The sequence below is a fragment of the Streptococcus mitis genome, assembly GCF_946190275.1.
GTDB lineage: Bacteria > Bacillota > Bacilli > Lactobacillales > Streptococcaceae > Streptococcus > Streptococcus mitis_DC.
In genome coordinates this window covers 21,021-34,487 of record NZ_CAMHZQ010000021.1, presented here as the reverse complement: position 1 = coordinate 34,487, position 13,467 = coordinate 21,021, and the positions used below count along the sequence as shown (strand labels likewise).

Below are 13,467 nucleotides of genomic sequence, written 5' to 3'. Positions count from 1 at the left end.
TCCTCTTACTTATCTATTCGAAAAACAATTCGAAAATGTACAACTAAATTAAATTTTATTTAAAAAATAATTTAATGAACCACGGATGCAAGATTGGTAGATACATAAACCAGACTCCTTTCTGTTTCCTCTTACTTATCTATTCGAAAAAAATTTCGAAAATGTACAACTAAATTAAATTTATTTAAAAAATAACTCAGTGAACCATGGGTAGAACATTGATATAAACATGAATTAGGCTCCTTCCTTTTCCTCTTACTTATCTATTCGAAAAACAATTCGAAAATGTACAACGAAATTAAATTTTATTTAAAAAATAACTTAATAAACCACGGATAAAAACCAGTCACATACATAAATACTCCTCTTTTTCTTCCTTATCTATCTATTCGTAATTCCCACTAAAAGTTCTAAATTTTTTATTTTCCCTGACAATAAAAAAGCAACACGACTTGCATGGAGCCTACTGAAAAAGTCATCAAATTGATGGCTTTTTTGTTATACTAGAGATGAGGTGAAATAATGCTTGATAATCAGTTAACTATGGATGTCAGTCCTTATTCTAGTTTGTATGATATCGTGGTTCCTAAAACCCACTTTTTACGTCAGCTAACTGAACTCTGTGATTTTAGCTTTATTTATGATGAACTAGAAAAGAATTATCGTCCCGATTTTGGGCGTAAAGCTTATTCACCGATTATGATGTTCAAATATCTCTTGTTAAAAGATATTTATAAGTTATCAGATGTAGATGTGGTAGGACGTTCCTTGTCAGATATGGCCTTTAAATTTTTTCTTGGTCTGGCTCCTGAGGATTCTGTTATCGAGCCATCCTCTCTGACAAAATTTAGAAAGCTAAGAATTAAAGATGATAAACTGCTTGATGTATTGATTCAGAAGTCTGTTCAAATTGCACTCGAACATAACTTGATTAAGAGTAAAATCCTCATTGTGGATGCCACTCACACCAAATCTCATTATAATCATAAGAAACCCCAAGAAATCCTTAGAGAGCGTTCAAAAGCTTTACGTAAAACAATTTATCAACATTCAGAAGATATCAAAATAGAATTTCCAAAGAAACCTCAAGAAGATAACCTCGAAGCAGAGTTGACCTATACAGAGGAGTTAATGGCTGTGGTTGAAAAACACGAGGAACTCTTAGCCCTACCGGCTGTGTCTCAAAAGTTCAATTACCTAAAAGAGGCTGTCGAGGACGACTTAGAACATTTGGAAGCTTCTGTTAAGGAGGAGGCTAGGCTTGGACATAAGACAGCCGACACCTCTTTCTATGGATATAAAAGTCATATCGCTATGACGGATGAACGGATTATTACTGCTTGTGTGGTCACTTCTGGTGAACAAAGCGATGGGAAATATTTACCTGAGTTATATGCCAAAACAAAGGAAAATAGTCTGGACATCGAGACTATTATTGGTGATGCGGCTTATTCAGGAAAGGACAACATTCAACTAGCTCGCAAAGAAAAGATTCATTTGGTTTCAAAACTGAACCCTTCAGTTTCAAAAGGTTACCGTAAAGAAGAGGATGCGTTTGAATTTAATAAAGATGCAGGGCTATTTGTCTGTCCAGAAGGACACATGGCTGTTCGCAAAGCAAGGACAGGGAAAAAATATCAAAATAAGAATCAAGTTGTCACTCATTGCTTTGACATTGAGAAGTGCAAGAGTTGCCTTTCCAAGGAAGGATGTTATAAGGAGGGGGCAAAGTCTAAAACTTATTCAATAACCATTAAGAGTGACGACCATCTTTTCCAGAAGAAATTTCAGGAAACACCTTATTTTAAAGAAATGGCCAGACATCGCTATAAAATCGAAGCAAAGAATGCCGAACTAAAACAGAGACATGGCTTTGATGTCGCGAGAGCATCGGGTCTTTTCAGCATGGAGTTACAGGCAGCCACAAGCATCTTCGTGGTCAATATGAAACGAATTATGACCTTAATAAATACAAAATAACCGAGGAATTCGCTCAAATTAACGAGAGATTCCTCGGTTTTCATTTCATTAAAAGTAAGAGACCTATTTTTTCAGTGGACTACTTGCATGTTGCTTCTTGCTATTCTTTACTTTTGACGACTTCTACCACATCTCCTACACTTTGGAGTTGGTCAATTTCCTCATCACTGATTTCGATATTAAATTCATCTTCCAGTGTCAAGATAAACTCCATCAAGTCGACTGAATCAGCATCCAAGTCGTCTTTCAGACTCAAGGATTCTGTCACGACAAAGTCTTCTCCCTGTCGCTCTTGGATAATAGTCACAATACGGTCAAAAATTTCTTTTTCTGTCATCTATTTTATTCTCCTGAAAATTCACGCGCAGTCTGGGCAACTACGTCTGTTTCTAGCATGGTACGAATCTGGCGGATTGTACTATAAACAGCCTTGGCATCGCTTGAGCCATGAGTCTTGACAACAGGTGCCTTAACACCAAACAAGACCGCTCCACCAACATCTGAATAGTTGAGCTGTTTCTTCAAACCTCTGAGGCTGTCCTTGAGAAGGAGGGCGCCTAGTTTTGCTCGAAGACCACCACCTGTAATAGCGGTCTTGAGCAAGCCCATGATTCCCATAGCTGTCCCTTCAATGGATTTGAGCACAGCGTTTCCCGTGAAACCATCTGCCACAACAACATCCGCAACGCCATTCATCAAATCACGCGCTTCCACATTTCCGATAAAGTTTAAACTTTCATCAGCCACTAGTAATTCATAGGTTTCCTTACGAAGCGGGTCGCCCTTACTACTCTCTGTTCCGTTATTGAGCAAGCCAACGCGTGGTTGCGTAATGCCACGAACATTTTTAGCATAGAAAGACCCTAGAACCGCGTATTGATGGAGGTGCTGGGCTGTATTTTCCGCATTAGCACCGAGGTCTAGCATGTCAAACCCCTTCCCATCTACAGTCGGCAAAGTCGACATAAGTCCTGGTCGATCGATGTTCTTGATACGACCTACGATGAAGAATCCAGCCGCCAACAAAGCACCTGTATTCCCAGCCGAGAGAACAGCGTCTGCTTCGCCTTCTTTGACAGCCTTAGCTGCCAATACCATACTGGCATTTTTCTTCTTCCGAATAGCTCTCGTAGGTTCATCGTCTGAATCAATCTTCTCATCCGTATGGATAATGCTGACGCGCTCTGTCGCTGTCAGATATTGCTTGATTTTAGCTTCATCTCCGTAGAGTTGAACCTCAATATCTGAAAAGTCAGCTAGGGCTTGATTGACACCCTCAACGATGGCCTGAGGTGCGTAATCGCCTCCCATGGCATCTACTGCGATTTTTTTCATTTCTTTTCCTCTTTTAGTAATTGTCCCCAGTCTGCTAGGGAATCAATAAATTTCTTTGATTTTAGGTGAATCCCAACATACTCTTCGTAGAGTTGATCCATAAATTGGCGTAGCTCTTGCTTAATTTCAGGTTTGAGCGAAATGGTCTCCAAGGTTTCAAAATCAATGGCTTGAAATTGATTGAGCAGATAAGGGATATTGGGATTGAGATGGCAACGTCTCTCATCCTCATGATAATGCTCTGGACAGAGGCAAGCTCCATATTTGAAAGAAAAGTCAAAAGCCTGACCAACCCGATGGCAAAAGACACACTCATTAAAATTGAGGCTGATTCCAAATCGAGTCAAGATTTGAATTTCAAAAATATTAGTCAAAACCTGATAATCCAAGCCCGCTTCCATCAACTCCAAGGTCTTTTGCAAAAAAGCAAACAAGGGAGCATCCTGCTGATTGTCCTGCAAACTAGCATCTGCAAGAGCTGCCACATAGGTCGCATAGGCCATAACAAAGAGATCACTATTAATCTTGGGAAAGGTCATGACCTCATGATAGTCCTCGATATAGCTAAGCCCATCATCATTGATTCTTAAGAGAAATCGTGCCAGTACCAAGGGCTGAATAACAGGAGCCAGTTTGGACTGACCAGCGTGTTTGACGAAAAACATCCGTTTGCCAGCCTGCTCTGTAAAAATCTTGACTAGCTTGTCATCCTCACGAAAGTTACGATTGTAGAGCACCAAGCCTTGACTCGTGATAGACTGAATCATGCTTCTCTCATATACTCCTCAAGCCGTTTCATGGCTTCTTTGATAGTCTCCATGCTGGCTGCATAAGACAGGCGAACATAACCTTCTCCATAACGCCCAAAGGCAGCACCAGGGATAAAGGCAACAGCTTTCTTCTGAGCAAAATCCTTGAGAAAGGCAAATGAGTCTTGGTTGTAACCAGCTGAAATCTTAGCAAAGATATAGAAGGCACCGTCTGGTTTGATAATCTCGAAACCAAGAGCAGTCATTTTCTCGATAATATAATCCCGACGCTGGATGTATTCCTTTTTCATGGGCTCCGCATCGTTTTTACCAGCCGTCAAGGCTTCCACCGCAGCGTGTTGAGCCATGGTATTTGCAGCAGTAACCAAATACTGGTGACTCTTAATTAACTGGGCTGTGAAGGCCGCAGGAGCGAAAATCAGCCCCAAACGCCAACCTGTCATGGCGTGCGATTTCGACAAACCATTGATAATGATAGCCTGATCTCTCAACATAGTTCCCAGAGACACATGGGCTTCCCCTGTGTAAGTCAATTCTGAGTAGACCTCATCACAGACAACGAAAATCTCGTACTTGCGTAAAACAGCTGCCAAGGCCTCCAACTGCTCCCGACTATAGGTAATTCCTGTCGGATTAGCTGGATAGTTGAGAATAACCGCCTTGAGCTTGTCACCTTGCTCCAAAATGGCCTTCTCCAACATTTCAGGAGTCAAGACAAACCCATTTTCAGTTGTATCAATCTCGACAACCTCTGCCCCAACTAGATTGACAATCGGTTCATAACCCGGATAAGCAGGAGCTGGCAAAAGTACCTTGTCTCCCTCTTCCAAAATAGCTGTCAAAGTAGCAGATAAGGCCTCTGTCGCCCCAATTGTAACCAAGATTTCATTTTCAGGAGCATAGTCCAGTTGATACTTTTCCTTAACAAAATCACTGGCCGCCTGACGTAAGGTCAGCAGACCACTCATCCCTGTATAGTAGGATTGGTTCTGATCAATCGCTCGCTTGGCCGCCTCCTTGACATGATCTGGCGTTGTAAAATCAGGTTCCCCCAAGGTCAAACGCAAGACCCCAGGAATCTCCGAAATAGCCTGGTCAAACTGACGAATCAACGAAACTTGAATCTTATCTAACTGTTTATTAAAGCGCTTAGTTAAGTCCATAGATACCTCCTACTGTAAAAACGTATCTCTATTATACTACAAAAGCCCCCCGACCGCAAAAATACATGATAGAATAACGCTAGCATAACAAATTGAAGTATGTTAATTTAAATTGATTACAACACTATGTTTTTAGAATACTCAATGAAAATCTCATGAGACTAGGAATCGAGGTGAAAGCATAACTAAAGTTAGGTAAGCCGAAGATGACAACGTATCATGAGATTTTCGACGAGTATTGAGGTTTTGATAATCTTCGTTACAACTATTCTAGCACCATTACTGATTACTCTTACCGGTAATGTCATTTCTGAGTGGATAGTCAGAAAGTGGTTAGATAAGCGCGACAAAAAAATATAACCTGAGTTTAGTTTTAATGTAACTGGACAAAAAGAAATACCAGAGGTGGAGCTCTGGTATTTTTGTTTTTGCCAAGACTTCGTTACAGTTCTTGTAAGATTATTATTACATAATTAGCACTACTTGTCAAATAATTGTTAGCTCCACTTTCTATTTTACTTTTCCTGTTTACAGGTCTATAATGGTAACAGATTCTATTTGGAGGTTTTTATGTCATTTCTATCAAAAAATGGAGCAGGCATCTTGGCCTGCCTTCTCATTTCCATCCTATCTTGGTACTTAGGAGGATTCTTCCCTGTGATTGGCGCGCCCGTTTTTGCCATTTTCATAGGCATGCTTCTCCATCCCTTTCTCTCGTCTTATAAACAACTGGATGCTGGATTGACCTTTAGTTCTAAAAAATTGCTCCAGTATGCTGTTATCTTGCTTGGTTTTGGTCTCAATATCTCTCAAGTCTTCGCAGTAGGGCAATCTTCACTCCCTGTCATCCTGTCCACCATTTCAATAGCCTTGATTGTTGCCTACCTCTTCCAGCGTTTCTTTGCACTGGACACAAAACTGGCTACCTTGATTGGAGTGGGTTCTTCTATCTGTGGGGGCTCTGCCATTGCAGCAACAGCGCCTGTTATCCATGCCAAGGAAAAGGAAGTCGCCCAAGCCATCTCTGTTATCTTTTTCTTCAATGTCTTGGCTGCGCTCATATTTCCAACGCTAGGTACCTGGCTTCATCTATCCAATGAAGGCTTCGCCCTCTTTGCAGGAACTGCGGTCAATGATACTTCCTCTGTAACGGCTACCGCCAGCGCCTGGGACAGTCTCTACCAGACTAATACCCTCGAATCTGCAACCATTATCAAACTCACACGAACCCTAGCTATCATCCCCATCACTCTCTTTCTCTCCTACTGGCAAAGTCGCCAACAAGAAAATAAGCAAGGATTGCAACTGAAAAAAGTCTTCCCACTTTTTATCCTCTACTTCATCCTTGCATCTCTCCTAACTACCCTACTGACCTCTCTCGGTGTGTCCAGTAGCTTCTTTACTCCTCTCAAACAACTCTCCAAATTCCTCATTATCATGGCCATGAGTGCTATCGGTCTCAAAACAAATCTGGTAGCTATGGTCAAATCCAGCGGAAAATCCATTGTTCTCGGAGCCATTTGCTGGATAGCCATCATTCTCACCAGTCTTGGGATGCAGACCCTTATCGGTATTTTCTAATATTCTTCGAAAATCTCTTCAAACCACGTCAACGTCGCCTTGCCGTATATATGTGACTGACTTCGTCAGTTCTATCCACAACCTCAAAACTGTGTTTTGAGCAGCCTGCGGCTAGTTTCCTCTTTACTCTTTGATTTTCATTGAATATAACACAAAAGGTAGCCCACCAGCTACCTTTTCTTATACTTCCTCAATCAAGCGTGTATGTTCTCTCTTGATGCAACGATTCATCACGATATCATCACATCCACCAGCACGCAAGATTTCTTCCGCTTCTAGACTTTCAAGTCCTAGCTGTGCCCAAAAAATCTTGGCATCAGCTTTGAGAAAATCACGCGCCACATCTGGCAGAAACTCGCTACGCCGGTAAACATTAACAATATCTACAGGAAAAGGAATCTCTGCTAGGCTAGCATAAGCCTTTTCACCCAAGATTTCGCCACCTGCCGCCTTGGGATTGACTGGGATAATTTTATAACCCCGAGCCTGCATTTCCTTGGTCACTCGATTGCTGGTTGTTTCCTCACGGTCTGACAAACCCACAACAGCAAGGGTTTTACTCGTTGCGAGATACTGACGAATCACACCATCACTTGGATTGATAAATTCTTGACTCATAGAAATCCTCCTTTTTCTTCAGTATAGCACAATTTGAAAAGGCTTGCAGAATTCTACTACAAAAAAGGAGGACTAGCCCCCTTTTTATTTAGCCTCGTACCAGGTTGCCCCTTCATTTTCATCTGCGATGAGGGGAACACTGAGTTTAATGGCTTCTTCCATGGTTTGTTTGACCAATTTTTTCATCTCTGCCAATTCAGATTTAGGCACTTCAAGGACGATTTCATCGTGCACTTGTAACAACATCTTGGTCTGATAAGAACCTGCAACCAAGGCTTTATCTAGCTGAATCATAGCAATCTTGAGAATATCTGCTGCCGAACCCTGGATAGGTGAGTTGATAGCAGTTCGCTCCGCAAAACCACGAATATTGAAGTTGCGAGAATTGATATCTGGTAACTCACGACGACGCTTGAAAAGTGTCTCTACATATCCCTTATCACGCGCCTCACGCACCACTTCATCCATGTAGTTTTTAATACCTGGGAAGCGTTCAAAGTAGGTATCAATATAGGCTTTGGCTTCTTTACGGCTGATGCCCAGATTATTAGACAAACCAAAATCTGAAATCCCGTAAACCACTCCAAAGTTGACAGCCTTGGCATTGCGACGGTCGTTTGCAGTCACATCCTCAGGACGCTCAATGCCAAAGACCCGCATGGCTGTCGAAGTATGGATATCTGCCCCCTCTTGGAAGGCCTTAATCAAGTGCTCATCCTTAGAGATATGCGCCAAAACGCGCAATTCAATCTGTGAATAGTCCGAGCTGAGTAGCACACTATCCTCCCACTCAGGCACAAAAGCCTTACGAATGAGACGCCCTTGTTCCAATCGAACAGGGATATTTTGCAAGTTTGGATCCACACTAGACAGACGCCCAGTCTGGGTCAAATCCTGCACATAACGCGTGTGAATCTTTCCATCAGCTAAAATCCAGTCCTGCAAGCCAATCACATAAGTGGATTGAATCTTTGCAATCTGACGGTAGTCGAGAATTTTCTTAACAATTGGCGCAATAGGAGCCAAGCGTTCCAAGACATCCACCGCAGTCGAGTATCCAGTTTTGGTTTTCTTAGTGTATTCTAGAGGTAGCCCCAACTTTTCAAAGAGAAGTACACCCAATTGCTTAGGAGAGTTGATATTAAACTCCTCACCAGCCAACTCATAAATCTCCTGAGTCAGTTTTTCAATAACAAGCTCATTTTCAGCCTGCATCTCAAGCAAGGTCTCTTTCTTGACCGTAATCCCAGCAATTTCCATCTTGGCAAGGACAAAAGCCAGAGGTTGCTCCATATCATAAAGAAGTTCTAATTGCCCATTTTCGCTGAGTTTTTCAAGCAAAATAGGCTCTGTTTCGACCAAAACAGCAAGCTTACGAGCCAAATGTTCCAAGAATTTCTCACGTTTAGGAATGGCCTTTTTGACACCCTTACCATAGAAAGTCTCATCATCAACCAAATAAGTCTGACCATAAAGACTAGCAATGGTCGCAATTTCATTGTCCTCCACAGTCGAAAGGAGGTATTTAGCCAAACGGCTATCAAAAGCAGGCGCCTGCAAATCCACACCCAAACGATGCAAGAGAACTTTAGCTTTCTTAAAGTCATAAACTCTCAAAGGTGTTTTTTCTAGAAATTCCTTGAGAATTGGCTCCTGCAAGAGCTCAAGTTTATCTGTAGCGTAAAGCTTATCCCCACAAGACCAAGCAAAACCAACCAAATCATCCGTATGGTAATTCTCACCAAAAAGCTCAAAATGGAAGATAGATTCTTCAGTCAGCATGTCTTGAGTGACTTGATCAACGATAGTAAAGTTCAAACTTTCAGCCACATCAGCTGACGACACATTTAAAGCCTGCTTGAGCTGTTTGAAACCCATCTCATCGTAGAATTTTCCAAGCTTTTCCACATCTGGACCACTATAGACCAAATCCTCCAAACCAATCTCAATCGGTGCCTTGGTATCAATGGTCGCCAGTGTTTTCGACAAAAAGGCCTGTTCCTTATCATTGATGAGATTTTCCTTCATCTTAGAAGCCTTCATCCCATCGATATTCTCGTAAATCCCCTCGAGTGAGCCATGCTCCAGCAAGAGCTTGATACCCGTCTTTTCACCAATTTTGGTCACCCCAGGGATATTATCCGACTTATCACCCATGAGCGCCTTGAGATCGATAAACTGAGTCGGTGTAATGCCCATCTTTTCCATGAGATAGTCTGGCGTAAAGGCCTCAAACTCAGCCACACCTTTCTTAGAAATTTCAACCACCGTATGCTCATCCGTCAGCTGAATCAAGTCCTTGTCCCCACTGACAATGGTAATATCAAAACCATCCTGCTCAGCTAGTTTATCCAGCGTCCCAATGATGTCATCCGCCTCATACTGAGCCAACTCATAATGACGAATCCCCATATGATCCAGCAACTCACGAATAAAGGGAAATTGCTCACGAAACTCATCCGGAGTCTTAGCCCGACCACCCTTATAGTCCGCATACATCTCTGTACGGAAGGTCGTCTTTCCCGCATCAAAAGCCACCAAAATATGACTAGGTTCAACCCGCTCCAATAAATGGCTCAACATCAACTGAAAGCCATAAATCGCATTGGTATGCAAGCCAGCCGCATTCTTAAAACGGTCCAACTGCTGATAGAGCGCAAAAAACGCCCGAAAAGCAACAGAAGACCCATCAATCAATAATAATTTTTTCTTATCCATACACCCATTATAAAGGAAAGCAGGGAAAAATACCATTGGAAAGAGCCAAAGCAAGTATTTTTCAAACTTTTTCCGAATAAATAGATAGAGCCAGAGAATCTAGTAAACCTAGATTTAAAACTATGGTATAATGAAAGGAGAAGAAATATGACTGTACGTCATCCGGGAATCAGCCCAACCAATGACTTGGTTGCTAAGAAAATCTTTAGTAACCCAGAAATCACTTGTCAATTTATCCGCGATATGCTGGACTTACCAGCAAAAAATGTAACCATTTTGGAGGGGAGTAACATTCACATCTTACCTTCCCTACCTTACTCGGCTCAGGATTTCTATACCAGTATAGATGTCTTGGCGGAGTTGGATAATGGAACCCAAGTTATCATTGAAATTCAAGTTCATCATCAGAATTTTTTCATCAATCGCCTGTGGGCTTATTTGTGCAGTCAGGTCAATCAAAATCTTGAAAAAATTCGCCAACGAGAAAGTGATACACACCAGAGTTACAAACACATCGCACCAGTATACGCAATCGCTATTGTGGATAGTAACTACTTCTCGGACGACTTGGCTTTTCACAGCTTTAGCATGCGAGAGGATACGACAGGTAAGGTCTTAACTATCACAAACAATGGACAGGAACACCATCTAGTCAAGATGGCATTCTTGGAATTAAAAAAATATAGAGAAACCAGCAAAGACAAGGTTCGCAAGCCGTGGTTGGAGTTTTTCGGGAATAAACCCTTTACTCAGCAACCCGAGCGAGCCATCAGCCAAGCAGATCAACTGCTAGACTATAAGAGCTGGTCCGAGGAGGACAGGAAAATGTTTAGTCAACTACGTATGCGTGAAGAACAAGCCTTATTGGCTCATGATTATGCCTTGGAGCAAGCTGAAGAAAAGGGCTTAGAACGTGGTCGCGCAGAGGGCATTGAACAGGGACTAGAACGAGGACGAGCTGAGGGGATTGAAAAAGGGCGAGAAGAAGGTCTTGAACAAGGACTGGAGCGTGGGAAAGTTGAAGGACAAATCTTTACCTTTCTTGATTTAGTACATCAACATGTTTTAACTTCCGAATTTGCAAGTGAACAATTGGGTATGACTGTTGCTGAGTTTGAGGCACTATTGAAAGACCATCATAAATAAGACCTAAAAATACAGAGAAACCAGCAAAGACGAGGTTCGCAAGCCGTGGTTGGAGTTTTTCGGGAATAAACCCTTTACTCAGCAACCCGAGCGAGCCATCAGCCAAGCAGATCAACTGCTAGACTATAAGAGCTGGTCCGAGGAGGACAGGAAAATGTTTAGTCAACTACGTATGCGTGAAGAACAAGCCTTATTGGCTCATGATTATGCCTTGGAACAAGCTGAAGAAAAAGGCTTAGAACGTGGGAAACTTTTTGCCTTTCTAGATTTAGTACGCCAACATGTTCTAACTTCTGAATTTGCGAGTGAGCAATTGGGCATGAGCGCCGCTGAGTTTGAGGCGCTGTTATAAGATTACACAATCACTAATAACATAAAAGTGAACAGGACTGAAATATGGTCCTATTCACTTTTTATTTTCTATAGTAGATTGAAATAAGATATGAATAAATTGATTAGGAAAGTCAAATTAATTTCTAGAAATGTTTTAGAATCCGTAGCGTACTATTCTAAGTTCAATCCACTATACTATCCAACAAAGTCCTCACGCGATTATATACACAAAAAGAGAAGGTAACAAGTCCTTCTCTTTCAAATTTTTAACTAATTAGTTTTTACGTTTCACAAATGGAAGGGCACCAAGGAGCAAGCCTAGGAAGCCTAATGATGCAATTGCAGCGTTATCTTTACCACCAGTATTTGGAAGTTCTTTCTTATCTTCTGATTTTGCAGCTGGTGCTTGATAAGTATTATCTTGGCTAGTACCTGCCACAGCTGGCGCAACTGTAGGAGTTGCTGGTGTTTCAGCTGTTGATGCAGCTGGAGTATCTGTTCCAGGAGCTGGTGTAGCAGGTGTTTCATTTGCTGGTGTAGACGGTGTTGTTGAACCTGATGACTCTGCTGGAGTTGAAGCTGGTGTTTGTGTTGGTTTGTTAATAATATAACGGTCACCTGGGTAAGGACCCCCATCATTTGGTAATTTAGGTTGCTCTTGTTTAGGTTGTTCTGCTTCAATATAAGGAAGAAGATCTGGTTGAACAAGTGGTTGAACACCATTTAAAGCAATATCAAGTTCTTCTTCTAATGCTGTAGTATCTTTTCCATCAGCTTTATCTTTTGCAATTTGACGACGTAGTACACGAACCTCTTCAGCTTCACGGTCTGCTACATATGAATAATAATCTTCATCTGCTTGCTCCAATGCTTCTTCTGCATCTTTCAAGTCTTGCTCTGCTTGTTTTAAAGTTTTTTCTGCTTCCTCTTTTGATTTAGAATCTGGTGCAGCTGCTAATTCCTCTTGAGCTGCTTTCACATTTTCTTTAGCTGCTTCTACAGCTGCTTTAGCTTCTGCTCTATTAGATTCAGCTTCTTTTTCATCATGTTTAGCTGCAGCTAATCTTTCTTCTGCATCTTTAACATCTGTATTTTCTTCGTCTAAACGTTTGTTGATTTTATCTTGAGTATCAGCGTCAATTCCACCGTTTAATGGTTTAACTTCTGTAACTTCACCAGATTCGTTACGTTTTAATTCAGCACCTGGAGCAGGTTTTGCACCTTCAACTTTATCAGGTGCATAGTTTTCACCATATTTTCCTGGGTCTGCTTCATCTGATTCAGTCTTGCTAGCTTCTGCTAAGTCTTTTAGTACTTCTTCAGGTGTGATTTGTTTTTCATCAATAGCTTTTAATAAATCTTCTTTACCGATAGCTGCCTTAGCTTCTAAGATTGCTACTTCTTTATCTTTAATTTTATCATTTTTATTAATAGCTTCTTCAGCTTGTTTTTCTAACTCTGTAAAGTAATCAGCGACATCTTCTTTAGTTACAGCATTTGAAGCTGCTTCTTCAGCCTTCACAACTGATGGGTGAGAAGCAAGGAAACCGGCCCCTAAAACGGCTACACTAGCCAAGCTAGCAGTGAAAAGTTTTTTCTTATCCATAAAGTGTTTACCACCTTTAATATCTTTTTGCTACCATTTTACCATTTTCTTTCGGAAAAATCAAAATAACATCCCTATTGACAAAAAAATAAGAGGAATTTCCCCTTATTTTTATTTGATGAATCTACTGTATCAATCTTTATTTTTTGATATTTAGAAGTGAATTTTTGACCAACCTCTATATAATTAAGCAAAACAATAATTACCTTTTAAGTCG

Annotated in this window: 10 protein-coding genes and 1 pseudogene; 4 read left to right on the top strand and 7 right to left on the bottom strand. The window is 41.2% G+C overall.

Features of this window, described 5'->3' with window-relative positions; genetic code table 11:
- The first annotated feature begins 522 nt into the window (after positions 1-522).
- Entirely contained in the window at positions 523-1,980 is a 1,458-nt protein-coding gene (locus tag N8M20_RS09235) for an IS1182 family transposase (RefSeq protein WP_261080387.1), read from the top strand.
- A gap of 100 nt (positions 1,981-2,080) precedes the next feature.
- Here the strand turns inward: N8M20_RS09235 and N8M20_RS09230 are convergent, their stop codons facing one another.
- The 4 genes from N8M20_RS09230 to N8M20_RS09215 are packed head-to-tail and all read right to left on the bottom strand — an operon-like array spanning position 2,081 to position 5,248.
- On the bottom strand, positions 2,081-2,317 hold the full coding sequence (locus tag N8M20_RS09230; RefSeq protein WP_000136444.1) for an acyl carrier protein: 237 nt from the start codon (positions 2,315-2,317) through the stop codon (positions 2,081-2,083).
- Positions 2,318-2,322: 5 nt separating this feature from the next.
- Positions 2,323-3,315, bottom strand: a complete 993-nt coding sequence (plsX, locus tag N8M20_RS09225; RefSeq protein ID WP_261080386.1) for a phosphate acyltransferase PlsX — start codon at positions 3,313-3,315, stop codon at positions 2,323-2,325.
- A complete protein-coding gene (recO, locus tag N8M20_RS09220; protein WP_000616135.1) occupies positions 3,312-4,082 on the bottom strand; it encodes a DNA repair protein RecO in 771 nt (256 codons plus the stop codon). The genes plsX and recO overlap by 4 nt, the downstream gene beginning before the upstream one ends.
- Positions 4,079-5,248 (bottom strand): pyridoxal phosphate-dependent aminotransferase, encoded by a 1,170-nt coding sequence (locus N8M20_RS09215; protein ID WP_261080385.1) that lies wholly within the window; start codon positions 5,246-5,248, stop codon positions 4,079-4,081. The genes recO and N8M20_RS09215 overlap by 4 nt, the downstream gene beginning before the upstream one ends.
- A gap of 570 nt (positions 5,249-5,818) precedes the next feature.
- On the opposite strand from N8M20_RS09215, the gene N8M20_RS09210 reads away from it, so the two are divergent.
- Positions 5,819-6,829 carry a YeiH family protein gene (locus N8M20_RS09210; RefSeq protein ID WP_261080384.1) on the top strand — a complete coding sequence of 337 codons (1,011 nt, stop codon included), beginning with the start codon at positions 5,819-5,821 and terminating at the stop codon, positions 6,827-6,829.
- A gap of 180 nt (positions 6,830-7,009) precedes the next feature.
- Here the strand turns inward: N8M20_RS09210 and N8M20_RS09205 are convergent, their stop codons facing one another.
- Together N8M20_RS09205 and polA are read right to left on the bottom strand one after the other, a co-directional pair.
- A complete protein-coding gene (locus N8M20_RS09205; RefSeq protein ID WP_049487508.1) occupies positions 7,010-7,447 on the bottom strand; it encodes a CoA-binding protein in 438 nt (145 codons plus the stop codon).
- 84 nt (positions 7,448-7,531) lie between these two features.
- The gene (gene polA / locus N8M20_RS09200; RefSeq protein WP_261080383.1) at positions 7,532-10,165 is read right to left on the bottom strand and encodes a DNA polymerase I; all 2,634 of its coding nucleotides are present in this window, start codon (positions 10,163-10,165) and stop codon (positions 7,532-7,534) included.
- Positions 10,166-10,312: 147 nt separating this feature from the next.
- Between polA and N8M20_RS09195 the strand changes: the two genes are divergently transcribed.
- Together N8M20_RS09195 and N8M20_RS09190 are read left to right on the top strand one after the other, a co-directional pair.
- Positions 10,313-11,311, top strand: coding sequence for an Rpn family recombination-promoting nuclease/putative transposase (locus tag N8M20_RS09195; protein ID WP_261080382.1), 999 nt, complete (start codon positions 10,313-10,315; stop codon positions 11,309-11,311).
- A gap of 7 nt (positions 11,312-11,318) precedes the next feature.
- A pseudogene (locus N8M20_RS09190) lies at positions 11,319-11,663 on the top strand (Rpn family recombination-promoting nuclease/putative transposase); the annotation flags it as partial.
- A gap of 255 nt (positions 11,664-11,918) precedes the next feature.
- Here N8M20_RS09190 and N8M20_RS09185 read toward each other — a convergent pair.
- Complete coding sequence (locus N8M20_RS09185) at positions 11,919-13,250, bottom strand: LPXTG cell wall anchor domain-containing protein (protein ID WP_261080381.1); 1,332 nt, start codon at positions 13,248-13,250, stop codon at positions 11,919-11,921.
- Positions 13,251-13,467: the final 217 nt, after the last annotated feature.